This is a genomic window from Pseudomonas sp. NPDC087615, from assembly GCF_044743445.1.
Classification (GTDB): domain Bacteria; phylum Pseudomonadota; class Gammaproteobacteria; order Pseudomonadales; family Pseudomonadaceae; genus Aquipseudomonas; species Aquipseudomonas baetica_A.
The window spans coordinates 12,734-36,952 of record NZ_JBIUWM010000050.1; the positions used below are offsets into that span (position 1 = coordinate 12,734).

At 60.2% G+C, this 24,219-nt stretch carries 23 protein-coding genes; 10 read left to right on the forward strand and 13 right to left on the reverse strand.

Features of this window, described 5'->3' with window-relative positions; translation table 11 throughout:
- Positions 1 to 153 precede the first annotated feature (153 nt).
- The 4 genes from ACIOU6_RS21715 to ACIOU6_RS21730 are packed head-to-tail and all read left to right on the forward strand — an operon-like array spanning position 154 to position 2,871.
- The gene (locus ACIOU6_RS21715; RefSeq protein ID WP_221733964.1) at positions 154 to 462 is read left to right on the forward strand and encodes a hypothetical protein; all 309 of its coding nucleotides are present in this window, start codon (positions 154 to 156) and stop codon (positions 460 to 462) included.
- Positions 462 to 1,322 carry a DUF72 domain-containing protein gene (locus ACIOU6_RS21720; RefSeq protein ID WP_221733963.1) on the forward strand — a complete coding sequence of 287 codons (861 nt, stop codon included), beginning with the start codon at positions 462 to 464 and terminating at the stop codon, positions 1,320 to 1,322. Before ACIOU6_RS21715 ends, ACIOU6_RS21720 begins: the two co-directional genes overlap by 1 nt.
- A 32-nt stretch (positions 1,323 to 1,354) precedes the next feature.
- Entirely contained in the window at positions 1,355 to 2,176 is an 822-nt protein-coding gene (locus ACIOU6_RS21725) for an isocitrate lyase/phosphoenolpyruvate mutase family protein (RefSeq protein WP_401138848.1), read from the forward strand.
- Positions 2,177 to 2,226: 50 nt separating this feature from the next.
- Entirely contained in the window at positions 2,227 to 2,871 is a 645-nt protein-coding gene (locus tag ACIOU6_RS21730) for an extensin family protein (RefSeq protein WP_401138857.1), read from the forward strand.
- A 3-nt stretch (positions 2,872 to 2,874) separates the two neighbouring features.
- Here the strand turns inward: ACIOU6_RS21730 and ACIOU6_RS21735 are convergent, their stop codons facing one another.
- On the reverse strand, positions 2,875 to 3,495 hold the full coding sequence (locus ACIOU6_RS21735) for an energy transducer TonB (RefSeq protein ID WP_221733961.1): 621 nt from the start codon (positions 3,493 to 3,495) through the stop codon (positions 2,875 to 2,877).
- A gap of 93 nt (positions 3,496 to 3,588) precedes the next feature.
- Here ACIOU6_RS21735 and ACIOU6_RS21740 point away from each other — a divergent pair, with 93 nt between their 5' ends.
- Positions 3,589 to 4,371: a class I SAM-dependent methyltransferase gene (locus tag ACIOU6_RS21740; RefSeq protein ID WP_260456168.1), complete on the forward strand. Its 783-nt coding sequence runs from the start codon at positions 3,589 to 3,591 to the stop codon at positions 4,369 to 4,371.
- A 78-nt stretch (positions 4,372 to 4,449) separates the two neighbouring features.
- Here the strand turns inward: ACIOU6_RS21740 and ACIOU6_RS21745 are convergent, their stop codons facing one another.
- Positions 4,450 to 5,085, reverse strand: a complete 636-nt coding sequence (locus tag ACIOU6_RS21745) for a TetR/AcrR family transcriptional regulator (RefSeq protein WP_221733960.1) — start codon at positions 5,083 to 5,085, stop codon at positions 4,450 to 4,452.
- A 94-nt stretch (positions 5,086 to 5,179) separates the two neighbouring features.
- Between ACIOU6_RS21745 and ACIOU6_RS21750 the strand changes: the two genes are divergently transcribed.
- The 3 genes from ACIOU6_RS21750 (at position 5,180) to ACIOU6_RS21760 (ending at position 10,403) form a co-directional block, all read left to right on the forward strand.
- Positions 5,180 to 6,292: an efflux RND transporter periplasmic adaptor subunit gene (locus ACIOU6_RS21750; RefSeq protein WP_221733959.1), complete on the forward strand. Its 1,113-nt coding sequence runs from the start codon at positions 5,180 to 5,182 to the stop codon at positions 6,290 to 6,292.
- Positions 6,293 to 6,298: 6 nt separating this feature from the next.
- A complete protein-coding gene (locus ACIOU6_RS21755) occupies positions 6,299 to 9,367 on the forward strand; it encodes an efflux RND transporter permease subunit (RefSeq protein ID WP_221733958.1) in 3,069 nt (1,022 codons plus the stop codon).
- Between the two features lie 778 nt (positions 9,368 to 10,145).
- On the forward strand, positions 10,146 to 10,403 hold the full coding sequence (locus tag ACIOU6_RS21760; RefSeq protein ID WP_221733957.1) for a DUF6124 family protein: 258 nt from the start codon (positions 10,146 to 10,148) through the stop codon (positions 10,401 to 10,403).
- Between the two features lie 60 nt (positions 10,404 to 10,463).
- Here the strand turns inward: ACIOU6_RS21760 and ACIOU6_RS21765 are convergent, their stop codons facing one another.
- The 3 genes from ACIOU6_RS21765 to plsB are packed head-to-tail and all read right to left on the reverse strand — an operon-like array spanning position 10,464 to position 14,135.
- Complete coding sequence (locus ACIOU6_RS21765; RefSeq protein ID WP_221733956.1) at positions 10,464 to 11,153, reverse strand: DUF4197 domain-containing protein; 690 nt, start codon at positions 11,151 to 11,153, stop codon at positions 10,464 to 10,466.
- A gap of 27 nt (positions 11,154 to 11,180) precedes the next feature.
- The gene (locus tag ACIOU6_RS21770) at positions 11,181 to 11,579 is read right to left on the reverse strand and encodes a YbaY family lipoprotein (protein WP_221733955.1); all 399 of its coding nucleotides are present in this window, start codon (positions 11,577 to 11,579) and stop codon (positions 11,181 to 11,183) included.
- A 51-nt stretch (positions 11,580 to 11,630) separates the two neighbouring features.
- Positions 11,631 to 14,135 carry a glycerol-3-phosphate 1-O-acyltransferase PlsB gene (gene plsB, locus ACIOU6_RS21775; RefSeq protein WP_401138849.1) on the reverse strand — a complete coding sequence of 835 codons (2,505 nt, stop codon included), beginning with the start codon at positions 14,133 to 14,135 and terminating at the stop codon, positions 11,631 to 11,633.
- Positions 14,136 to 14,373: 238 nt separating this feature from the next.
- Between plsB and ACIOU6_RS21780 the strand changes: the two genes are divergently transcribed.
- Positions 14,374 to 14,583, forward strand: a complete 210-nt coding sequence (locus tag ACIOU6_RS21780; protein WP_007908870.1) for a cold-shock protein — start codon at positions 14,374 to 14,376, stop codon at positions 14,581 to 14,583.
- Between the two features lie 76 nt (positions 14,584 to 14,659).
- Here the strand turns inward: ACIOU6_RS21780 and ACIOU6_RS21785 are convergent, their stop codons facing one another.
- From ACIOU6_RS21785 to ACIOU6_RS21800, 4 genes are all read right to left on the reverse strand, one after another.
- The gene (locus ACIOU6_RS21785) at positions 14,660 to 15,037 is read right to left on the reverse strand and encodes a hypothetical protein (protein WP_221732431.1); all 378 of its coding nucleotides are present in this window, start codon (positions 15,035 to 15,037) and stop codon (positions 14,660 to 14,662) included.
- Positions 15,038 to 15,112: 75 nt separating this feature from the next.
- Positions 15,113 to 15,922, reverse strand: coding sequence for a putative RNA methyltransferase (locus ACIOU6_RS21790; RefSeq protein ID WP_401138850.1), 810 nt, complete (start codon positions 15,920 to 15,922; stop codon positions 15,113 to 15,115).
- Positions 15,922 to 17,073, reverse strand: a complete 1,152-nt coding sequence (dapE, locus tag ACIOU6_RS21795) for a succinyl-diaminopimelate desuccinylase (protein WP_221732433.1) — start codon at positions 17,071 to 17,073, stop codon at positions 15,922 to 15,924. Before dapE ends, ACIOU6_RS21790 begins: the two co-directional genes overlap by 1 nt.
- 240 nt (positions 17,074 to 17,313) lie before the next feature.
- On the reverse strand, positions 17,314 to 19,905 hold the full coding sequence (locus ACIOU6_RS21800; protein WP_221732434.1) for a glycosyltransferase: 2,592 nt from the start codon (positions 19,903 to 19,905) through the stop codon (positions 17,314 to 17,316).
- 214 nt (positions 19,906 to 20,119) lie between these two features.
- Here ACIOU6_RS21800 and tcdA point away from each other — a divergent pair, with 214 nt between their 5' ends.
- The gene (tcdA, locus tag ACIOU6_RS21805) at positions 20,120 to 20,938 is read left to right on the forward strand and encodes a tRNA cyclic N6-threonylcarbamoyladenosine(37) synthase TcdA (protein WP_401138851.1); all 819 of its coding nucleotides are present in this window, start codon (positions 20,120 to 20,122) and stop codon (positions 20,936 to 20,938) included.
- Positions 20,939 to 21,019: 81 nt separating this feature from the next.
- Here tcdA and ACIOU6_RS21810 read toward each other — a convergent pair whose 3' ends face one another.
- The 4 genes from ACIOU6_RS21810 to ACIOU6_RS21825 all read right to left on the reverse strand — a co-directional run bounded on the left by ACIOU6_RS21810 (position 21,020) and on the right by ACIOU6_RS21825 (position 24,204).
- A complete protein-coding gene (locus ACIOU6_RS21810; RefSeq protein WP_221732435.1) occupies positions 21,020 to 21,424 on the reverse strand; it encodes a SufE family protein in 405 nt (134 codons plus the stop codon).
- Entirely contained in the window at positions 21,421 to 22,626 is a 1,206-nt protein-coding gene (locus tag ACIOU6_RS21815) for an aminotransferase class V-fold PLP-dependent enzyme (RefSeq protein ID WP_221732436.1), read from the reverse strand. Before ACIOU6_RS21815 ends, ACIOU6_RS21810 begins: the two co-directional genes overlap by 4 nt.
- A gap of 149 nt (positions 22,627 to 22,775) precedes the next feature.
- On the reverse strand, positions 22,776 to 23,810 hold the full coding sequence (gene dapD, locus ACIOU6_RS21820; protein ID WP_221732437.1) for a 2,3,4,5-tetrahydropyridine-2,6-dicarboxylate N-succinyltransferase: 1,035 nt from the start codon (positions 23,808 to 23,810) through the stop codon (positions 22,776 to 22,778).
- Positions 23,811 to 23,841: 31 nt separating this feature from the next.
- The gene (locus ACIOU6_RS21825) at positions 23,842 to 24,204 is read right to left on the reverse strand and encodes an ArsC family reductase (RefSeq protein WP_401138852.1); all 363 of its coding nucleotides are present in this window, start codon (positions 24,202 to 24,204) and stop codon (positions 23,842 to 23,844) included.
- Positions 24,205 to 24,219 lie beyond the last annotated feature (15 nt).

The window sequence follows — 24,219 nt, forward strand, 5'->3', positions numbered from 1 at the left end:
GTGAATAGTGCTCTGCCTGAAATCTGCCAATCGTCAGTTTCTAACCCCACGTTTTAAACCTTTTGCGCTTTATGTGTTCTAGTTATCACTCGGCAGTTTGCTAAGTCGGTCAAGTGCCGCTAAATTGCCATCATTGATACCGAGCATGAATTTATGCGTATAGACGGCGTTTCCTCTCAGTCCTACCCCATCAAGCGCAAGCCTCGCAAAGGTAATGTGGCGCTGGAAGAATCCGTCGACGATATCGACGGCGAGTTGGAATTCCCCACCGAAGAGCAACTGGCCGCCCGTGCTGCCAAAGCCTCTGCGCAACGCTTGAGCAATCTGCCTGCCCGTCAGCAAGACATGATCTACCACCGTGCGATGAAGAAAAGCGTAGCCATGGCCTTGGCCAGCTACCTGAGCACTGCCGGTTTTGTCGATTGGGATGCGGACGTGCTGGGCCTCGACCTTTACATCTGATGGCTCTGCCTTACTACCTCGGTTGCCCGTCCTGGAGCGAAAACGCCTGGCGCGAGTATCTGTATCCGGAAGACGCCAAAACCTCTGACTTCCTCAGCCTCTATTGCCAAGTGTTCAACGCCGTGGAAGGCAACACGACCTTCTACGCCAGTCCTTCGCCGGCCACTGTGCAGCGTTGGGCCGAGATCATGCCTGAACACTTTCGCTTCACTGCCAAGTTCCCCGGCGACATTAGCCACAGCGGTGACCTGCGCGAGCAACTGACCGCCGCCGAAACCTTCCAGCAGTTACTCAAACCCCTCGGCGAGCGTGTCTCGCCGCTGTGGCTGCAATTGTCGAAAAGCTTCACGCCGCATCGGTTGCCGGAGTTGGCGGCGTTTATCGATGCGCTGGACTGCCCGCTGGCGGTTGAGGTGCGGCATGAGCAGTTCTTCGCCAAGGGCGAGAGCGAGCGACTGCTCAATCGGCTGCTGCTGGATCGTGGGGTTGAGCGTATCTGTCTCGACCCGCGAGCGCTGTTCAGTTGCCTGTCGACCGAGTCCTCGGTGATTCACGCCCAATCGAAAAAGCCGCGTGTGCCGACGCGTCCAGCGGCGTTCACGCAGTTCCCGCAAGTGCGCTTTATTGGTCATCCCGAGCTTGAGGCCAACGATGCGTTCCTGGTGCCGTGGGTGGCGAAAATCGCCGAGTGGATCGAAGAAGGCCGCACGCCATACATCTTCCTGCACACCGCCGACAACTTGCTGGCGGCGAAGTTGGCGCAACGTTTTCATGCACAACTGATGCAACGTTTGCCTGGCTTGCCATCGCTGCCTGAGCTATACAGAGAGCCCGCTGCGGAGCAACTTGGCCTGCTCTGAGGCGGGTTTATTCATCTGCTCCGGAGCTGCCAATGGACGCGCAAACCCGCAAAGCCCACGCCTTCAAATCCCTGCATGAACGCCCGGGGATTTTCGTTATTCCCAATCCGTGGGACGCAGGTTCAGCGAAGATGCTCGCCAGCCTTGGCTATCAGGCACTGGCGACCACCAGCGCCGGTTATGCATTTTCCCAGGGCAAAGCCGATGGTGCTTTGAGTCTCGATGAGACGTTGGCGAATGTCCGCGCGATTGTTGCAGCCACCGATTTGCCGGTAGCGGTGGATCTGGAAAACGGTTTCGCCGATGACCCGGTCGAATGCGCCCAAAGCTTGCTGCGCGCAGCCGAAGCGGGCGCGGTAGGCGCCTCAATCGAAGACGCCACCGGCCGTGAGGACGCCCCAATCTATTGCTTGGAACACGCCGTGGCGCGCGTCGAAGCCGCCGTCGCTGCCGTACGCACGTTGCCGCTTCCCTTCACCCTGACGGCCCGTGCGGAAAACTATCTGCACGGCAATCCCGATATCAATGACACCATCCGCCGCTTGCAGGCTTTTGCCGAGGCGGGCGCCGACGTGCTGTATGCGCCCGGCTTGCGCAATGCTGACGAAGTGCTTGCGGTGGTGCGTGCGGTGGCCCCCAAACCGGTCAACGTCCTGATGTCCGGCGGGTTGAAAATGACGGTGCGGCAACTGGAAGAAATCGGTGTGCGGCGGATCAGTACCGGTTCGGCATTGGCGCTGGCGGCGTTCGGCGAGTTCTTCCGTGCGGCTGAAGAAATCCAGCAATCGGGCACATTCGGTTTCACGTCGCAGTCGATGCCTTACGCCAAGGCCAATCAGTTTTTCAAAGGCTGAACAGGGTGCGATGGATTTTATGGGCTGTGCTGCTGGTCATCGTTGGCGCCATGGTCAGCGTCTGGCGTGGTTGGCTGCCAGTGCCGCCCGAGTGGAACCCGTGGGTGCCGCTGGATGTAAAGGCTGCACCCAATTGGCTGACCGGTTACAAGCTGATGCGCTTGCGCGGTGACCCAGGGCTCTGCGCGCAAGCACTGGCCAGCTCGGCGTTACGCGTGACGACGCAAGCGGACAGCCCCGACGCCAAGTGCCCACTGATTGGCGCCTTGCGCGTTCAGGGTGCAGAGGTGGCGCTGAGCAGCAGCTTCCTCGCCAGTTGCCCGTTGGCGGTGGCTTACGCGATGTTCGAGCGACACACCCTGCAACCCGCCGCGCAGGCCGTTTACGGCGAGAACGTCGCACGCCTGGATCACCTCGGCAGTTTCGCCTGCCGCCACCTCTACAACCGCGAGAGCGGCGCGCTCAGCCGGCATGCCAGTGCCGATGCGCTGGATATCGCCGGTTTTCGTCTGGCGAGCGGTCGCCGTGTCAGCGTGTTAAAGGATTGGCCCAAGCAGAATCAGGACGCACAGTTTCTGCGTCAGGTGCGTGATGGCGCGTGCCAGGCATTCAGTGTGGTGTTGAGCCCGGATTACAACGCGGCACATCGCAATCATTTTCATGTCGATATCGGGCGCTGGAGCGTGTGTCGTTGAGGTTTAGGCGGCGATGCGCAGGTTCTGCAGAACGATCGGGCGTGCCCAGCCGTTATCGAAGTCCAGCGCCTTTTGCTGTTCGGCGATTTCTTGCGGCGAGAACGGCGGGAATGGCTTGTCCAGCAAGTCCAGATCGAACTCGGCAATCGGCAAGTACAGTGGACGCTTTTGCGGCGCAGCGCCTGGCTCCGGAATCGGCTGACCATTGTTGATCACGATCGGGCGAACCCAACTGCTGTCGAAATCCTGCTGCTCTTGCTGAGCTTTGATTTCTTCCGGCGGGAACGGTGGGAATGGCTTGTCGGCCAGTTCCATTTCGAACTCGGCGATTGGCAGGAACAGCGGCTCCGGCGGACGCACCTCGGTTTCAACGACTTCGCATTCACGCTGGCTGACGATATGCGCGTGCAGTTCGCTGCCCAGGGTTGGCTCTTCAGGGCTGTTCAGGTCAACCGGTGGAAACGTGCCGCAGGCGGGCACCACTTCACTCGTCTGTTCGGCCAGGGCCTGGGCAAAGAAATCCTGCCACAGGTGACTGACGCCGCTCAGTGCTTGAGTATTTTGACGGCTGAAATCGCCATGGGGCGAAATGTAGCCAATCGATGTGGGAAGAATGCCTGACATTTTTTTCGGTTGACGCTCAGCTCTGGCAAAATGCGCGTTGATTGGGTTATCGGCGGTTTCTGCCGATCCTTAACTTTTTTGAGCGTGTTTTCCATGATTGAGCAACCCGCGGCCTGCCGCATCCATGTCCAGGCCCTTGGCCCGACGTTTGAAGCGCAGGCCGAGCAGTGGGCCGAGCGTCTGGGCCTGCCGTTGCAAGTGGCTGACGGCGAGTTTGCCTTGCAGGTCGGCGAGCAGGGTTTGCAACTCCAGCAACTGGGGCCGGATGCGCCGGGGCCGGTGCGCGTGGACTTTGTCGAGGGCGGTGCGGCGCATCGTCGTTTATACGGCGGTGGCAGCGGGCAGATGATCGCCAAGGCTGTCGGCATTGCCCAAGGTGTGCGCCCGCGGGTGTTGGATGCCACAGCAGGGCTGGGCAAGGATGCGTTCGTGCTGGCGAGTCTGGGCTGCGAGATGAGCCTGATCGAGCGCCAGCCGCTAATCGGTGCGTTGCTGGAGGATGGCCTGGCGCGCGCGGCGGAAGATTTCGACGTGGCGCCGATTGTGGCGCGGATGAAGTTGCTCAAGGGCAACTCCATCGAGGTCATGCGCCACTGGGAGGGCGAGCCGCCACAAGTGATCTACCTTGATCCGATGTTCCCGCATCGGGAAAAAACCGCGTTGGTGAAGAAGGAAATGCGCCTGTTTCGGCCGCTGGTTGGCGATGATCCGGATGCACCGGCGTTGCTTGAAGCGGCGTTGGCACTGGCCACGCACCGGGTGGTGGTCAAGCGGCCGCGCAAGGCGCCGTGCATCGACGGGCCGAAGCCTAGTCATGCGTTGGATGGCAAGTCCAGCCGGTATGACATTTACCCGAAGAAGGCGCTCAAGGCTTAAGACCGCGTCGCTGCCGTCGCTGCCGTCGCTGCCATCGCTAGCCTGCTAGCGATGGGGCCAGCCAATACAGCGCAAAACTCAGGGCCGATACGCGCGCATAAACAACGCCACGACTTCCTGCACATGGCTCTGCGCCGCCTCGTCAGTCAACGGTTCCCCACAGCCATACAACAAGCGAAAATTCCCCGCGCCCTTGATCAGGCAGAAGAAATGCTCAGCCGCGTTACGCGGCAGGTCGATGTTCAGCGCACCGCTTTCGTGGATCTGCGTCAACAGCCGCTCCATCCCTTGCACCATGCGCTCGGGGCCGGCCTCAAAGAAAATCTGCGACAGTTTCGGATCCTGCACGCCCAGCGCCATGATCAGGCGATGCAGATTCACTGATTCATCGCTGTTGATCAGGTGATGAAAGCCTCGGGCAATGTTCAGCAACACATTTTCCACGGCAATGCCGTCCGGCAATTCGAAGAACAACGGCGGTAATTGTTCCTCGCATTTGGCCACCACGGCGGCGGAGAACAGTGTCTCCTTATCGGTGAAATGGCTGTAGACCGTCAGCTTCGACACGCCGGCCTCGGCGGCCACCGCGTCCATGCTGGTGTTGGCATAGCCATGACTCAGAAACAGAATTTTCGCCGCATCGAGAATCGCCTGACGTTTGGCCAGATCCTTGGGGCGGCCCGGGCCGTTTGGAACTGCAAGATTGTTCGACATTCTTCGCTTTTATTACTGGACTGGTGAGTTTGCTATTAATAACATACCGGCCAGTATAATTATTCCAAGCACCATTAGCGAAAGGTCCGTCACCATGTCCCGCCATGCACTGCACCTCACGTGGCCATTTGCGTTGCCAGTCAGCCTGGTTTTTTTACTGTCCGCGTGTGGCCAGGAAGAGGCAGCGCCCGTTACCGTGCGACCGGCGATGGTGGTGCAGCCAGAGCCTTCGGCGCAGACGATGGAAAGCTATCCGGGCGAAGTGCGCGCCCGTTACGAACCTGATCTGGCGTTCCGCATTGGTGGAAAAGTCAGCCGACGACTGGTCGACGAAGGTCAGCGCGTGAAGGCCGATCAGCCGCTCGCCGAACTTGATCCCCAGGACGTACGCCTGCAACTGGAAGCAACTCGCGCCCAAGTCTCTGCCGCTGAGGCCAATCTCACTCTGGTGCGCGCCGAACGTGACCGCTACAAGACGCTGATGGATCGGCAGATGGTCAGCCGCTCGGCCTACGACAACGCCGAAAACCTTTATCGCTCCGGCGAAGCCCGCCTCAAACAGATCAAAGCCGAATTCAACGTTTCGACCAATCAGGCCAGTTACGCTGTGTTGCGTGCGCCCCAGGACGGTGTGGTCGCCAAGCGCTCAGTGGAAGTGGGGCAGGTGGTCGCCGCAGGGCAGACGGTGTTTACGCTCGCCACCGATGGTGAGCGTGAAGTGCTGATCAGCCTGCCGGAACAGAGTTTTGGCAGGTTCAAGGTCGGTCAGCCGGTTACCGTAGAGCTCTGGACGCAGCAGAACCAGCGCTTCGCCGGGCAGATTCGTGAGCTGTCGCCAGCCGCCGATCCCAAATCCCGCACCTTCGCTGCCCGTATCTCTTTCACCAGTGGCAAAGTCCCGGCCGAACTCGGCCAGAGTGCGCGTGTGTTCGTGCAATCAGCCAATACCGCGTCGCTATCGGTGCCGCTTTCGGCACTGACGGCCGAGAACGGTGCGACCTACGTCTGGGTCGTCAGCGCCAATAACACCTTGAAGAAGACCCCCGTGCGAGTCGGCCCATTCGGTGAAAAAACCGTGCCGGTGCTCGAAGGCCTCAACGCCAGCGACTGGGTCGTGGCTGCCGGCGTGCATGTGCTCCTCGAAGGGCAGCAAGTGCGCCCTGTGGATCGTTCCAACCGTGTGGTCAATCTGGCGGACAAGGAGTAAGTCCCGATGCGCTTCAACCTTTCCGAATGGGCGCTGCGTAATCGCCAGATCGTACTGTTCCTGATGCTTTTGCTGGCCATCGTCGGTGCGTTGTCCTACACCAAGCTCGGCCAAAGTGAAGACCCGCCGTTCACCTTCAAAGCCATGGTGATTCAAACCCGTTGGCCAGGGGCGACCGCGCAGGAAGTCTCACGGCAGGTCACCGAACGCATCGAAAAGAAACTGATGGAAACCGGTGAGTACGAACGCATTGTTTCGTTCTCCCGTCCTGGTGAGTCTCAGGTCACCTTCATTGCGCGCGACTCGATGCATTCGGTGGAGATTCCCGATCTCTGGTATCAGGTACGCAAGAAGATCAGCGACATCCGCCAGACGCTCCCGCCGGGCATTCAGGGGCCGTTTTTCAACGATGAATTTGGCACGACCTTCGGCAATATCTACGCGCTGACCGGCGACGGTTTCGACTACGCCGTGCTCAAGGATTACGCCGATCGCATCCAGATCCAGCTCCAACGGGTAAAGGATGTCGGCAAGGTCGATTTGCTCGGTTTGCAGGACGAGAAAATCTGGGTCGAGCTGTCGAACGTCAAACTCGCCACCCTCGGTTTACCGCTGGCGGCGGTGCAACAGGCGCTGGAGGAACAGAATGCAGTATCCACCGCCGGGTTCTTTGAGACGCCTACCGAGCGCTTGCAGCTAAGGGTTTCGGGGAATTTTCAGACGGTCGATGAGATCAAGAACTTCCCCATCCGGGTCGGTGATCGCACGTTCCGCATCTCCGATGTCGCCGACGTGCGGCGCGGATTCAACGATCCGCCGGCGCCGCGCATGCGCTTCATGGGCGAAGATGCGATCGGCCTGGCCGTGGCGATGAAGGGCGGCGGTGACATTCTGGTACTGGGTAAGGCGCTGGAAGGCGAGTTCTCGCGTATCCAGAAAAACCTCCCGGCCGGTATGCAACTGCGCAAGGTGTCTGACCAACCGGCAGCAGTGAAAACCGGGGTTGGCGAGTTCGTCCAGGTGTTGGTCGAGGCGCTGGCGATTGTGTTGCTGGTGAGCTTCTTCTCCTTGGGCGTGCGGACCGGCATGGTCGTGGCGCTGACCATTCCGCTGGTCTTGGCGATGACCTTTGCCTGTATGTATTACCTGGGTATCGGCCTGCACAAAATCTCCCTCGGTGCGCTGGTTCTGGCGCTGGGCTTGCTGGTGGACGACGCGATCATTGCCGTGGAAATGATGGCGATCAAAATGGAGCAGGGCTTCGACCGGATCAAAGCCGCGAGCTACGCCTGGACCAGCACCGCGTTCCCCATGCTCACCGGTACGCTGATTACCGCCGCAGGCTTTCTGCCGATTGCCACGGCGCAGTCCGGCACCGGTGAGTACACCCGCTCTATCTTCCAGGTGGTGACTATCGCGCTGCTTGCCTCGTGGGTGGCAGCGGTGGTGTTCGTGCCATATCTGGGTGAAAAACTGCTGCCGGATCTGGCGAAAATTCATGCGGCCAAACACGGCGCCGGGGACGGTCATTCGGATCCTTATGGCACACCGTTCTATCAGCGCGTTCGACGTCTGGTGGAGTGGTGTGTGGTCCATCGTAAAACCGTGATCGTGCTGACGGTGGGGCTGTTTATCGCTTCGGTGATGTTGTTCCGCTTCGTGCCGCAGCAGTTCTTCCCGGCCTCAAATCGACTGGAATTGATGGTCGATCTGAAACTGGCCGAGGGCGCTTCGTTGGCCAATACCACAGGTGAGGTCAAGCGGCTTGAAGCGATACTCAAGGAGCATGCCGGCATCGATAACTATGTGGCCTATGTCGGCACCGGTTCGCCGCGTTTCTATTTGCCGCTGGACCAGCAACTGCCTGCGGCGAGCTTCGCCCAGTTTGTGGTGTTGGCCAAAAATATCGAAGAGCGTGAAGCGCTGCGAACCTGGTTGATCGATACGCTCAACGAACAGTTTCCGGCGCTGCGCTCGCGGGTGACACGTCTGGAAAACGGCCCGCCCGTGGGGTATCCGGTGCAGTTTCGCGTCACGGGTGAGCACATCGAAGAAGTTCGTGCGCTTGCCCGCAAGGTGGCGGCCAAGGTGCGCGAGAATCCCCATGTGGTCAACGTGCATCTGGACTGGGAAGAACCGAGCAAGGTGATCTACCTGAACATCGATCAGGATCGCGCTCGGGCACTTGGGGTGAGCACGGCCAATCTGGCGAAATTCCTCCAGAGTTCGTTGACCGGGTCGAGTGTCAGCCAATATCGCGAAGACAACGAGTTGATCGAGATTCTGTTGCGCGGCACGGTGCATGAACGCACTGAACTGTCGCTGTTGCCGAGCCTGGCAGTGCCGACTGACAACGGCCGCAGTGTTGCGTTGTCGCAAGTTGCCACCCTGGAATACGGCTTTGAGGAAGGCATCATCTGGCACCGTAACCGCCTGCCGAACGTGACGGTGCGCGCGGACATTTATGACAAGGAGCAACCGGCGACGTTGGTGAAACAGATCCTGCCGACGCTGGATTCGATTCGTGCCGAGTTGCCGGACGGTTATCTGCTGGATGTCGGTGGGACGGTGGAGGATTCGCAGCGGGGGCAGAAGTCGGTGAACGCCGGAGTGCCGATGTTCATTGTCGTTGTGCTGACGTTGCTGATGGTGCAACTGCGCAGTTTTTCGCGCACGGCGATGGTGTTTCTGACGGCGCCGCTGGGGTTGATCGGGGTGACGTTGTTCTTGATGGTTTTCCGACAGCCGTTCGGGTTTGTGGCGATGTTGGGGACGATTGCGCTGTCGGGGATGATCATGCGCAACTCGGTGATTCTGGTGGATCAGATCGAGCAGGATATTGCTTCCGGGCTTAAGCCTTGGCAGGCGATTATCGAGGCGACGGTGCGGCGCTTTCGGCCGATTGTGTTGACGGCTTTGGCGGCGGTGTTGGCAATGATTCCGTTGTCGCGCAGTGTGTTTTTTGGGCCGATGGCGGTGGCGATCATGGGGGGGTTGATTGTTGCGACGGCTCTGACGTTGTTGTTTTTGCCGGCGTTGTATGCGGCTTGGTTCCGAGTGCGTCGGGAGGCTTGAGGCTTGAGGCTTGGCGGCCTTTGGGCCGACCATGCTGTGGGTGTTCTTGGTGAATATCCGTTGCTTCGGGCGCTGCGGCTGGCGGTTTCGCCCTTACGGCGAGTCCCTTTGGCAAACGCCCCAAAGGAACCAAAGGTCTGGGCCCCGGCGTACGGCCCGCTCGCTGGGGCTCGGGGTGCCTTCGTTACGGGTTTCATCCGGGGGCATCGCCTCCGGTTTGCTGCGCTGCACCTCCTCTCGATGTGTTCGACTTCGTCGAACGGCGCTGCGCGCCTACCCCGGATGAATCCCGAAACGAAGCCTGCCGAAGGGGCCGGCACGTCAAGAGCTGCAGCCGAGCTAACGCTCATCCTGTTGAGTGGTGAGAAGCCACGCGGGGCGAGGTGTGGGCTGTTTTTGCTTTTGCTTTTGCTTTGCTGTGGGAGCGAGCCTGCTCGAGATGACGATCTGAAAAGCTAAGTTGTTTAACAGTGTGACGAAAATTCAGAACCTTCCCACATGTTTTTCAGGTTGTCCGTCGGACGTGCGATCTCTAGCCTTAGGCTGTCGCTGCAAAAATCAGCGACCGGGTTTCGCAGCCCGGTTAAACTTCAGACGCACAGCGTCCACCATCCGAAAGCGGGCGCTTTTTCATGCCTGTGTCATGGCGGTTGTGCGCGGGATACCTTCGGGTATGCCGGGTGCCTGAAGTCCCGGTCTGCGAACCTGCGTACAGCTGCCACCTAACATTCGTTTCGCAGCGAACGGTGACGGCTCCATTACTTCAGGAGATTTCGCCATGTTCAAACCCACGCCAAACCCGCCAAAATCCGTCAGCCATCCCAGCACAATCTTCGCCGTCCTTCCCGAAGTCGATTCCGAAACATTACTCGCTCACGCCTGTGAAACGCGGGCCTCAGCCAACATCATGGCCACGGAACTGGCGTTCACCCTGAGTGGCCCGACGTGTAATCATCTTCTGGGTATTCAGCAGATGATCTCCCTCGCAGAGCTATCGGTGAACCGCGTCCTCGATCAAGTCGATCCGCAAACCTGACGCCCAACAAAAAGCCCGCTGAACTTGTGAGGTTCAGCGGGCTTTTTGTTGTTCAGAACATTACAACGCTCCAAACACCTTCTTCGCTAGACTCGTCGCAGCAGCGGCGGGGTTTTTGCGGATGGTTTCTTCCTGTTTACCGATCATCTCGAACAGGCCGTTAAGTGCTTGTTCGGTGACGTAGTTTTCGACGTTGGCGCTCTTGGCGTCGACGACGCCGAAGGTCGCGGCCTGGCCGGCGAAGGTGTTGTATTTCTGCGCCACGCCGACCTTGTCGGTGGCTTGTTTGACGATTGGCAGGAACTTGGCGCGGATCTGTTCGCGGCTGGATTTGTCCAGGTACTGTGTGGCCGAGTCGTTGCCGCCGCTGAGGATGCCTTTGGCGTCGGCCACGCTCATTTTTTTCACGGCGTCGACGAGGATCGGCTGGGCCTGGGTCACGGCGCTTTCCGCGGCTTTGTTCATCGCGGTTTCCAGTTCTTCGACCTGGGCGCCCATGCCGAAGGCTTTCATCTTGCCGGCGACTTTGCCGAGTTTACCCGGCAGTTCGATTTTCACGTCCGGGTTGTTGCTGAAGCCGCCCGGGGTACCTAACTGTTTGACGGCCAGTTGTGCGCCTTGGGTCAAGGCATCCTTGAGGCCGCCGGTGGCGTCGTTTTGTGACAGGTCACTGAGCGACAGGGCCATGGCGCTGGCGGAGATCATCAGGCCCGCGCACAGGCCGGCGAAGCGAAAGGTAGGACGGAGCATGGCGGCTTCCTTGTTCCAGAAAATGAATTAACGCGCGGCGTCGACGCGGATTTTCAGCGGCTGCGGATCGTTGCCGTCCAGTTGCACGGCATGGTTTTCGGTGGTGATGAACATCAGTTCCCCGTTCACTTCAATGCGTGCGCTGACCGAGTAACGGTGGCCGGGTTTGACCTGCGCCGGATCGTAGCTCAAGTGGAACGGCAGCGGCACCTGGCCTTTGACCGGGCCTTTCTGTTCATCGAGTACAACGGCTGGGGCGTCGGCCAGTGAAACGTCTTGCAGGCTCACGCTCAGCGTTGCGCTCGGTGGCAGGGCGATGCGTTGCAGGTAGAACACTTCGCCGTCGAGGCTGACCTTGCCGGCGGGAGTGGTCGATTGGCAGGCGCTGAGCAGGGCTGCGGCAGCGAGAATGGTCAGTTTTTTCATGGCAAATCTCCTTTCATTGTGGGAGCGAGCAAGCCCGCTCCCACAGGGTTTTCATAAGGTCTCGGGCGGCGTGGCGACTTGCTCAGCGGCATCTTCACTGCGATGCAGCGCCACCTGACGGATCGACAAACGAATGTCCGCCGGCAACACGCGTTTGGCCGCGCCTTCGGCCAGTTCGCCGAGCAGTTCGTGGTAGCTCAACTTGCCCGCTTCGTCGCGGCGCAGCACGTCGAGGTCGAGCAGGGTCTGGATGAAGTGGCGGAACAGGCTCTTGTCGAAGAACTCCGGGGCGTTGAGGCCATGCAGGATCGACAGGCGCTGAGCCATGACCGTGCAGAGGTCTTCCAGCTCTTCGGCGCTGACGGTGTTCTGGCCGGCGTTGAGCAGCAGCGAGACGGTCATGTAGAAACGTTGCAACGTCTGGGCGATGCTTTTGGACAGCAAGGTCAGCAGCACGAAATGCCGCGAGCTTGGCGCCGGACGCAGGTAGACGTCTTTCTCGAAACGCAGCAGACCCTGCTCGACAAATGCTTCCAGCCACTGATCGACCACTGCATCGAGTTCGTCCAGCGTCCAACGGATAAACAGTTCCGACTGCAGGTACGGATACAGCGCGCGGGTGTAGCGCAGGATCTGTTCGCGGCTCATGCGCGAGGTGCTCTGGAAGAAGCTCGCCAGTAACGCCGGCAGGGCAAAAATGTGCAGCACGTTGTTGCGGTAGTAGGTCATCAGGACGGCGTTCTGCTCGTCCAGATAAAGAATCTTGCCCAGTGCATCGCTTTGCTCGGACAGCAGATCCATGTCCTTCACATGCTCGATCAGCGCACGGCCATCACCTTCCGGCAGGGTGGTGTGTGGCGAGTACGGGACTTTGCGCAGCAGGGCCAGATACAGATCCAGCACGCGCGCCATGGCCCGATCGTCCAGAGCCAGGCGGCTGGTCGACAGAAGCGCCAGTGCCACCAGGTTGACCGGGTTGATCGCTGCCGCTTCATTCAGGTGCTGGGCGACTTTCTCACCGAGGCGATGGGTGGTCGCGTTGAGCCACTCGGGTTTGTACTGCGGGCCAAGTTCCTGTTGGCGCCAGCCCGGTTGCTCGGCATCGAGGAATTGCGCCAGTTTGATCGGTTCGCCGAAGTTGACGGCGACCTGACCGAAACGTTGCTTGAGCGCGCCGATGACTTTGAAGATGTCGAAGATCGACTCTTTCTTCTTGCTCGCACCCCGCAGTTCGCCCAGGTAGGTGCGACCCTCCAGCACGCGTTCATAACCGATGTACACCGGCACAAACACGATCGGCATGCGCGAGGAGCGCAGGAAGCTGCGCATCGTAATCGCGAGCATCCCGGTTTTCGGTTGCAGCATGCGCCCAGTGCGCGAGCGGCCGCCTTCGACGAAGTACTCGACCGGGAAACCTTTGGTGAACAGGGTGTGCAGGTATTCGTTGAACACCGAGGTGTACAGCGGATTGCCCTTGAACGTGCGGCGCATGAAGAACGCGCCGCCACGGCGAAGCAGGCTGCCGATCACCGGCATGTTCAGGTTGATCCCGGCGGCGATGTGCGGTGGGGTCAGGCCGTTGCGGAACAGCAAGTACGAGAGCAGCAGGTAGTCGATGTGGCTGCGGTGGCACGGCACGTAGATCACTTCGTGACCCTGGGCGACCTTCTGCACGCCTTCGATGTGGTTGACCTTGATGCCGTCGTAGATCTTGTTCCAGAACCAGCTCAGCACCACTTCGAGGAAGCGGATCGCGGTGTAGGTGTAGTCCGAGGCGATCTCGTTGCCGTAGCGCAAGGCCTGGGCCTTGGCTTTTTCCGGAGAGATGTTTTCGCGCTCGGCCTCATCAAGGATCGCTTGCTTGACCAGCGGCTGATTGAGCAGGCCTTTGACGAGGTTGCGGCGGTGGGAAATGTCCGGGCCGATCACCGCCGCTTTGAGGTTGCGAAAGTGCACGCGCAGGATGCGCTGGGCCATGCGTACGGTGCGCTCGTGGCCCTTGTTGTGTTCGATCAGCTCGCGCAAGTGGATCGGTGCAGAGAATTGCACACGGGTTTTACGCCCCAGCACGATGATGCTCAGCAGCCGGCGCAGACGTCCGGTGACCGCCCAACTGTCGGCGAACAACAACTTCCACGGGCTCGACTCGCTGTCCGGCGACTGCCCCCAGAACACGCTGACCGGGATGATTTGCGCATCTTCGGCGGCGTTCTGGGTGAGGGCGCTGACCAGGCGGGTCAGGGTCGGCGGCGCGCCGCGTTTGTCCTGACGGCCGAGCCAGTCCGGGTCTGGCGTCAGGTAAAAGAACGCCGCCGGTTCGATCAACGAACCGATCGACACCGGCAGCACCGGGCGAGGCAGGCCGGCCTTGGTGCACTCGGTATCGACCACTGCCAAGTCGGTGAGCGATGGGTTTTGCAGGACGTAGAACACCGGACGACTGCGGTCGAGGTTGAGGGTGAACGACGACTGATTGATCGTCTCGGAGCGAACCCAGAGGTACAACAGTCGGCGCAAGGTGCCAAACACAAGACGGCGGAACGGGGAGCGGGTCATACGGCTTCTGCGTGAGTGAATAAAACCGAGCGTTTGCTCGGGCGGTGGCTAGTGTGCCGGATTCGCTGAAAATCGGCAAAAAAGCGGCGAAGTAATCTCCGGTTGAGACTTTTCGCACCTGTCATATACTCGGCGGTCTGTCGCCGGGGCCCTTTTATGGACGTCGGATGCAGGCTGACGTTCCTCAAAGGCTTTCCTGCGAAAAGCCTGTTCAATAATAAAAAAGGAGTATGAACAGATGGCAACACGTGAAACCGGAAACGTGAAGTGGTTCAACGACGCCAAGGGCTACGGCTTCATTCAGCGCGAAGACGGGGTGGACGTGTTCGTGCACTACCGCGCGATTCGCGGCGAAGGGCATCGGTCGCTGACCGAAGGCCAGCAGGTCGAGTATGCGGTGATCACCGGCGAGAAGGGGTTGCAGGCTGAGGATGTTGTGGGTCTGTAACGCAAACCTTCAGAACGCTAAAACCATTGTGGGAGCGAGCAAGCCCGCTCCCACATTGGGGGCTGTATTGCTGGTGTTACGCGGTTTTCCAGGTGATCTCTTCTTCACCATCGGTGCTGATGCGAATCCAGCGATCCGCCGTTTCCTCGCCTTCTTCCTCGACCCACGTCCCCGGCGCACAACGCACTTCGACGTTCAGCGCAGCAAACGCGGCGCGGGCGCAGGCGATGTCGTCGTCCCATGGCGTCGCATCGCTTTCCAGGTACAGGCTGTTCCACTTGCCCACGGCTTTCGGCAGCCAGGTCACCGGCACGTTGCCGGCCTTGCACTTGTAGGTCTGACCTTTCTGTACCCAGTCGCTGCACGGGCCCAACGCTTCACCGAGCCAGGCGGAAATGGCTTTGTGGTCGACGTCGGCGTCTTTCAGGTAAATCTCGATATCCGGTTGGCGCATGGATGTCCTCACTGCGGGTCTGAAAAATCCATTCGCGGATTTAGCCGGCCCCGGGCATTTGCCCGAGACCAAAAGTTATTGAAGAACGAAATAATCGTAGCGCATCGACACGGTGGTCACGAACGGCTCGGCCTGTTCGATCACAGCCGTGCGGCGTTCGGCACTGGCGCGCCAGCCGTGGGGTGTCATCGCCAGGAGGTTGGCGCGATCCTCGGGTTTTTCCAGCGTCAGCTTGAACTCCAAAGTCTCACTGTGTGCCAGCGCCATGCCTGACGGCACCAGAGCCAGATGCTTGTCGTCGGTGTATTCGCGAACCTCGTCGTAGAGACGTTCGCGCAGTTCCATCAGATGGCCGCTGGTCGGGCCGACTTTCATCAGGCCGCCACCGACGCTGAGCAGGCGTTTGGCTTCTTCCCAATCCAAAGGACTGAAAACACTGGCGAGAAACTGGCAACTGCCTGCCGCCAGTGGCACCCGGGCCATGCTGGCGATCAACCACGTCAGTTGCGGATTGCGCTTGCAGGCGCGCTTGACGGCTTCGCGGGAGATATCCAGCGCATAGCCATCGGCATCCGGCAGGGCGGCAGCGATTTGCGCGGTGTAGTAACCCTCGCCGCAACCGATATCGACCCAGCGCGCCGGCGCGTAACTCGCCGCCAGCTCAGCCAGACGTTTGGCCACCGGTGCGTAGTGGCCGGCATTGAGGAAGTCCCGGCGGGCCTCGACCATCGCCTGGTTGTCACCGGGATCGCGGCTGTTTTTGTGCTGCACCGGCAACAGGTTCAAGTAACCCTGGCGCGCACGGTCGAAGCGATGCCCGGCGGGGCAAACCACGCCGTTATCCACCGCGTTCAGCGGCTCACTGCAGATCGGGCACGCCAGCATCAGGCGAGCAACTTGATCAGGGTCTGGTAGTAGATCTCGGTCAGCACGTCGAGATCGGCGGCCAGTACGCGCTCGTTGACCTGGTGAATGGTCGCGTTGACCGGGCCCAGTTCAACCACTTGCGTGCCCATGGTCGCAATGAAACGGCCATCGGACGTGCCGCCGCTGGTCGACGCCTTGGTCTCGCGGCCGGTGATGTCTTTGATGCTCGACGACACCGCGTCGAGCAGTGCGCCCGGCTCGGTGAGGAACGGCAGGCCGGACAGCGCCCAGTCGATGTGCCAGTCCAGCCCGTGTTTGTCGAGGATGTCGGCCACGCGTTTCTGCAGGCCTTCAACGGTCGATTCGGTGGAGAAGCGGAAGTTGAACACCGCCACCAGGTCGCCCGGGATCACGTTGGTCGCGCCGGTGCCGGAGTTGACGTTGGAAATCTGGAAACTGGTCGGCGGGAAGAAATCGTTACCGTGGTCCCAGTGCTCGGCGGCCAGTTCAGCCAGGGCCGGCGCCGCGAGGTGGATCGGGTTTTTCGCCAGATGCGGATAGGCCACGTGGCCCTGAATACCGCGAACGGTGAGCTTGGCGCCTAGCGAGCCACGGCGACCGTTTTTCACCACGTCACCGACCAAACTGGTGCTCGACGGTTCGCCGACGATGCACCAGTCCAGACGCTCTTTGCGCGCCGCCAGACGCTCAATCACAGCCTTGGTGCCGTGGTGCGCCGGGCCTTCTTCGTCGCTGGTGATCAGAAACGCGACCTTGCCCTTGTGATTCGGGTAATCGGCAACGAAACGCTCAGCGGCCACGGTCATCGACGCGAGGCTGCCTTTCATGTCTGCCGCGCCACGGCCGCAGAGCATGCCGTGTTCATCGATCACCGCATTGAACGGATCGATCTGCCACGCGGTGACCGGGCCGGTCGGCACCACGTCGGTGTGACCGGCAAAGCACAGCACCGGGCCGTCATTCTGGCCGTGGGTGGCCCAGAAGTTATCCACATCTTCGATACGCATTGGCTCCAGAGCGAAACCGGCATCGCCCAGGCGCTGCATCATCTGCTTCTGGCAATCGGCGTCGACCGGCGTCACGGACGGACGGCGGATCAGGTCGATGGCGAGTTGGAGGGTCGGCGAAAGGTCGGCGTGGGCCGTCATGGAGAACTCCGGAGATCATGAATGTGGGCGCGGACTAAATGTGGGAGCGGGCTTGCTCGCGAATGCATTGTGCCAGTCAACATCAACTTTTAATGACACACCGCATTCGCGAGCAAGCCCGCTCCCACAGGGATACAGTCCGGTCAGTCAGACCGCGTATCACGCCAAGCCCCGCAAAATGGCGGTTATCTTAAAGCAAAACGGCGACCATTGGCCGCCGTTTAGTGCATCGATGAGTATTTAGACGACCGGTGCCGGCTCAGGCGTCGCGGCAGGTTTTGGCAGTGACGACAGGAACGCCATGATCAGCGCCGCCAGATACGGCAGCGACTGCACCAGCAGCATCGCCACCCAGAAGCGCATGTCGTTGCTCGGAATGCCTTGCACCAGGAAGATCCCCAGCGCCGCGCCCCACAACAGCAGCATGATGAACAATTCTTCCCGTGCCTCGGAAATCGCCACCCAGAAGCCGTGGTTGTCGGCGTTTTTCGGCGTGCGGAAGAACGGAATGCTGCTGGTGAAGAAGCCGTACAGCACTGCTTTGGCGATGGTGTGCGACAACGCCAACCCGGCCAATGCCGCGCAGAACGCATCCTTCAGGTTCACGCCCACCGCGCGGCGATACAGGAAGATGATCTTGCCGACCTTGAACACGAACAGCGCCAGCGGCGGGATTGCGAAAATCAGCAGCGGCGGGTCGACCCGTTGCGGGACGATGATCATCGCCGCCGACCACAACAATGCGCCGATGGTGAAGAAAATGTTCATCCCGTCCGCGACCCACGGCAACCAACCCGCGAGGAAGTGGTAGCGCTGGCCGCGAGTCAGTTCGGTGTCCTGGCCGCGCAGCAGGCTGCGGGTATGGCGCTTGATGATCTGGATGGCGCCGTAGGCCCAGCGAAAACGCTGCTTCTTGAAGTCGATGAAGGTGTCCGGCATCAGACCTTTGCCATAGCTGTCGTGGTAATACGCCGCCGACAGGCCTTTTTCGAACACGCGCAGACCCAGTTCGGCGTCTTCACAGATGCACCAGTCAGCCCAGCCCAGTTCTTCCAGAACCGAGCGACGGGTCATGGTCATGGTGCCGTGCTGGATGATCGCGTCACGGTCATTACGGGTGACCATGCCGATGTGGAAGAAACCTTTGTACTCGGCGTAGCAGAGCTTCTTGAAGGTGCTTTCGTTTTGGTCGCGATAATCCTGCGGCGACTGCACCACGGCGATTTTCGGATCGGCGAAGTGCGGCACCATGTGCTTGAGCCAGTTCGGGTGTACGCAGTAATCGGAGTCGATCACCGCAATCACTTCGGCGTCTTTGGCGGTGTGCGGAATCAGGTAGTTCAACGCGCCGCCCTTGAAGCCTGCCAATGGCGCAACGTGGAAGAACTTGAAGCGCGGGCCGAGGGTTTCGCAATAGTCGCGCACCGGTTCCCAAACGGCTGGGTCCTTGGTGTTGTTGTCGATGATCAGGACTTCGTAGTCCGGGTAATCGAGAGCGGCCAGGGCGTCGAGGGTCTGTTTGACCATCTCCGGTGGCTCGTTGTAGCAAGGCACGTGGATCGACACTTTTGGCCGGTAGCTGGAATCGCCCTCAACCGGCAGAAATTCTCGTCGACGCTTGTGAATCCACACCGCTTCGGCCAGTTCATGGGCCTCGGTCAGCAATACGATGAACACCCCGAGCGCACCGAGCGCCAACAGCAAGCCCACCGTCAGGCTGAACCAGGTGCTGTATTGCTGGCTGTAGTCGTAACCGATCCACACCAATACCGAACCGCAAAGGAACGCGATAAAGGTCAGGAAGGTACGGCCACGCTGGCGCAGGGCCGAGCCGTCGATCATCAGCAGAGTCAGCGACAGCAGCGCCAGCACCACCGAACCGATGGCCAGCACGCGCCATTGCGGGATCGCTACCACCGGGCCTTCGAAGTTGAATTTCTGCTGGCGCGCGGCGTTGAACACGCCCCAATACGCGCCCACCGAACCTTCGTCACTGGCCTTCCACGGCTGATCGAAGGCTTCGATCACGAAGTAGTTGAAGCCCTGACGGTTGAGTTTGTTGACCAGCGTGCGCAGGTAAATCGCCTGATCCGCTGGCGACGCATCGGCACCACCGCGCATGCGGCCGTTGCTCGGCCAGCCGACTTCGGACAGCAGCAGCGGCTTTTTCGGGAACATCTTTTTCAGGTCGCGGGCACGGTCGAAAACGAACTGTCCGGCCTTGTCGACGGGAATGAATTCCCAGTACGGCAGAACGTGCGCGGCGATCAGGTCAACGTGCTTGGCCAGTTCCGGGTGTTCTTCCCAAACGTGCCATTGCTCGGAGGTGGTCACCGGCACTTTCACGGCTGCGCGTACGCGATCAAGCAAGACGCTCAGTTGCTCGGCAGTGATTTCCTTACGGAAAATCGCCTCGTTACCGACCACCACCCGAACCACGCTGCGCGAGGTATTGGCCAGTTCGATAGCGCGAGTGATCTCCCGCTCGTTACGTTCCTGGTCGGGGCTTATCCAGATCCCGAGGGTCACGCGTAAACCGAATTCTTCAGCCAGTTTCGGGATGTCTTGCAGGGAGCCGTCGACCGAGTAGATGCGGATGTTGTCCGTCAGCTTGCTCATGATCTCCAGGTCGCGGCGCATCTCCTCATCAGACGGATACTGATCCTTCTGTGGGTATTGTCCCTGCTGGAACGGTGAATAGGAGAAACCGGCGATCTGCTCCGGCCAGTTCGGTGCGGAAACCGGGCGATTGATCAGCGCCCAGAAACCGGTGAACAGGGCGGCGATTGCCAGAACCACCACCAGGTTGAGTCCAAATTTACGCGATGACATAGCTGTTTCGGGTTCCAAAGGCTGTGGAACGGAGGATCGGTCGGCTGTACGCCAGAGGGGCGCGCATCCTACACCGGCAGTTCGCCAGTCGTACATCGGACAGGGAAATGACTTACGTTGGGCAATCCACGTTGACTTAAGTTCTTACACTTTTAGCTTGAAGCTTAAAACTTGTCGCTGCGTAGCCCTATAATGCGCGCCGGTTTTTGGGGTAATGGTCATGAGTACAGAAGATCCACGGTTTGCAGGCATCGCCCGTTTGTATGGCATCGAAGGCCTGGAGCGTCTGCGCGCCGCCCATGTGGCGATCGTCGGCGTCGGTGGCGTCGGTTCCTGGGCGGCGGAAGCCATGGCCCGTTGCGGCGTGGGTGAAATCTCGCTGTTCGACCTGGACGACGTCTGCGTCAGCAACGCCAACCGGCAGTTGCATGCGCTGGACTGCACCGTCGGCAAACCCAAAGTCGAGGTCATGGCCGAGCGCCTGCGCGGGATCAATCCCGACTGCACCGTGCACGCGGTGGCGGATTTCGTCACCCGTGACACGATGGCCGAATACATCACGCCAAACATCGACTGCGTGATTGACTGCATCGACGCGGTCAACGCCAAGGCTGCGCTGATCGCCTGGTGCAAACGCCGCAAGATCCAGATCATCACCACGGGCGGCGCGGGCGGGCAGATTGACCCGACGCTGATTCAGGTCTGCGACCTGAACCGCACGTTCAATGATCCGTTGGCCTCGAAAGTGCGCTCTACGTTGCGCCGCGATTACGGTTTTTCGCGCACCGTGACCCGTCACTACAGCGTGCCGTGTGTGTTCTCCACCGAACAACTGCGCTATCCGAAGCCTGACGGCAGCATTTGTTTGCAGAAGAGCTTTGTCGGCGACGGCGTCAAATTGGACTGTGCCGGTGGATTTGGCGCGGTGATGATGGTGACGGCGACGTTTGGCATGGTCGCGGCGACCAAGGCTGTGGACAAGATTGTGGCGGGTGTTCGGCGCCCGGCTGACCGAGTCAAACCTCAGGTTTGATGCTGGGGCTGATGGCCCTTCGCGAGCTAGCCCGCATTGGAGTGCGTTCCCCTGTGGGGGCGAACTTGCTCGCGAAGGCGATCAAACAGCCAACTCATTCATCCGCTTGAGCACGGCATTCAAGCCGTTACTGCGCGACGGTGAAAGCTGGCGCGAAAGCCCCAACTGATTGAACCAGTCCGGCAAATCCACCTGCTGCAACTCATCAGCGGTCAACCCGTTGACCCTCGCCAGCAGCAACGCCACCAACCCACGAATCATCCGCGCATCACTGCTGGCGCTGAATTGCCAGTGACCGTCCTGCAATTTGCCCACCAACCACACTTGGCTTTCACAACCATGCACCCGGTTGGCGTCGTTTTTATCCGCATCGCCCAGCGGCGGCAGACAATCACCGAACTGCATCAGCAAACGCGCTCGTTGTTCCCAGCCGGCAGCATTCTGAAAGGTTTGCAGCGCTTGCGCGGCGGCGATCGGCAGGCTCATCGCAACAACTCCAGTGCCTGATCCAGCGCTTCAAAAAAGCGCTCCAGATCCTCGGAGTCGTTGTACAGCGCCAGCGATACGCGAATCGCCCCAGCGAGCTCGAAGCTTTTGAGCAGTGGCATGGCGCAGTGATGCCCGGCGCGCACGGCAATGCCTTGCTCGGTGAGCAAGTGCGCCAGATCGGCGTTGTGCACGCCTTCGACGACAAAACTGGCCAGCGCCAGTTGCGGCGAGCCCAGCACGCGAATGCCGTTGCGAGCGGCGAGGCCGCACAGCAGATAATCATGCAGCGCCGCTTCGTGAGCAGACACCGCGTCCTGATCCAGCCCTGCCAGATAATCGAGGGTCGCCCCGAGGCCGATCACACTGGCAATCGGCGGCGTGCCAGCCTCGAAGCCCAGCGGAGCAGGGCGGAAGCGCGCGTCGTGATAATTGGCTTCCAGCACCATTTCGCCGCCGAACTGCCACGGCTTCAGGTGTTCAAGCGCCTTGTTGCGCCCGAACAACACGCCGAGGCCATCAGGGCCGTACAGCTTATGGCTGGAAAACACATAGAAGTCGCAACCGAGGGCCTGCACGTCATGCCGACCATGTACCACGCCCTGGGCGCCATCGACCACGGTCAGGGCGTTTTGCGCCTTGGCCATGGCCAGCAACGCGGGCAGTGGTTGCCAGGCGCCGAGCACGTTGGACAACTGACTGACCGCCAGCAATCGGGTGCGCGGGGTGATCAAACGCACCGCCGCCGCGAGGTCGATCAAGCCGTCGTCATCCAGTGGCAGGATCACCAGTTTCAAGTCACGACGTTGCGCCAGTTGCTGCCACGGCAGCAGGTTGGCGTGATGCTCCAGGGCGCTGATGACAATTTCATCGCCCGGATGGAAGAGATGTTCCAGGCCATAAGCCAAGAGATTCAGCGCACTGGTGGCGCCGTGGGTGAAGATGATCTGCCCGCTGTCACCGGCATTGAGCCACTGGGCAACCTTGAGGCGACTGTCTTCGAACGCTTGCGTGGCATGGGCGCCGGGTAAGTGCTGCGCACGATGCACATTCGCCGCACCGTTGGCGTAGTAATGCGCCAATGCGTCGAGCAGGGCCTGGGGTTTTTGCGTGGTGGCGGCGTTATCCAGATAGGTCTGGTCTTGCCGTTGCAGAGCGGCGATGGCCGGGAAGTCGGCGCGCCAGGGAGAGGGAATCATCATCTGTTAAGCCCTGTGAACTTGGGCGGGGTTTACGCCAGACCCTGTGGGAGCAGGCTTGCTCGCGAAGGCGTTGTGTCATTCAGCAAAGTCGTTGACTGACAGGATGCTTTCGCGAGCAAGCCCACTCCCACAGGGGATCGTGTGGCTGCTTAGTTGTGAGCGTGCAGCGCTTCGTTCAGCTCGATGGCCGACTTGTGGGTTTTGCACTCCACGGCACCGGTTTGCGAATTGCGGCGGAACAGCAGGTCGGTCTGGCCCGCCAGTTCACGCGCTTTCACGACTTTGACCAAGTTGTTGTTTTCATCCAGCAGCGCAACCTTGGTACCCGCGGTCACGTACAGGCCCGACTCGACGGTGTTGCGGTCGCCCAATGGAATACCGATACCGGCGTTGGCGCCGATCAGGCAGCCTTCGCCAACCTTGATCACGATGTTGCCGCCGCCCGACAGGGTGCCCATGGTCGAGCAACCGCCGCCCAGGTCCGAACCCTTGCCAACGAAGACGCCAGCAGATACACGGCCTTCGATCATGCCTGGGCCTTCGGTGCCGGCATTGAAGTTGATGAAACCTTCGTGCATGACGGTGGTGCCTTCGCCCACATAGGCGCCCAGACGCAGGCGCGCGGCATCAGCGATACGCACGCCGGCCGGCACCACGTAGTCGGTCATTTTCGGGAACTTGTCTACCGAGAACACTTCCAGCAGTTCGCCACGCAGACGGGCTTCGAGTTGCATTTCGGCCAGTTCGCTCTGGTCGATCGCGCCCTGGCTGGTCCAGGCAACGTTTGGCAGCAGCGGGAAGATCCCGGCCAGGCTCACACCGTGCGGCTTGACCAAGCGGTGGGACAGCAGGTGCAGCTTGAGGTAAGCCTCTGGCGTCGACGTCAGTTGTGTATCTTCGGCCAGTACGGTGGCGACCAGCGGCTTGTGGCTCTCGGCCAGACGGGTCAGCAGTTTGCCTTGAACGGCGTCGATGCCTTTCACCGCTTCAGCCAGTTGCGCAGCCTGCGCGGTGGTGAAGGTGATGGCCTGGTTGCCTTGGGTGTAACCGAGGATCGGCGCAACAGCAGCGACCAGTTCAGCCGACGGGTTGAGCAGTGGCTGTGCATAGAACACTTCCAGCCATGCGCCTTGACGGTTTTGTGTGCCGACGCCGAAGGCGATGCTGAACAGGGAATTGGACATGTGAATACCTCTGCAAAAAGTGACGGGCTGCTTACTTGAGCGCGGCCGCGTAGATGTCTGGCTTGAAGCCAATCAGGGTTCTGTCACCGAGATCGAGCACCGGGCGCTTGATCATCGAGGGTTGAGCGAGCATCAGTTCGATGGCTTTCGATGGGTCGAGATCGGCTTTGCGTTCGTCGTCGAGTTTGCGAAAGGTCGTGCCTGCGCGGTTCAACACCGTTTGCCAGCCGTGCTCGTCACACCATTGGGTCAGGTGTTCACGGTCGATACCGGCGGTTTTGTAATCATGGAAGTCGTAGTTGACAGCGTGTTCATCGAGCCAGGTGCGCGCCTTTTTCATGGTGTCGCAGGCTTTGATGCCGAAAAGGTGCAACGTTTTACTTGAAACGGTCAAGGAATTGCCCCCTTT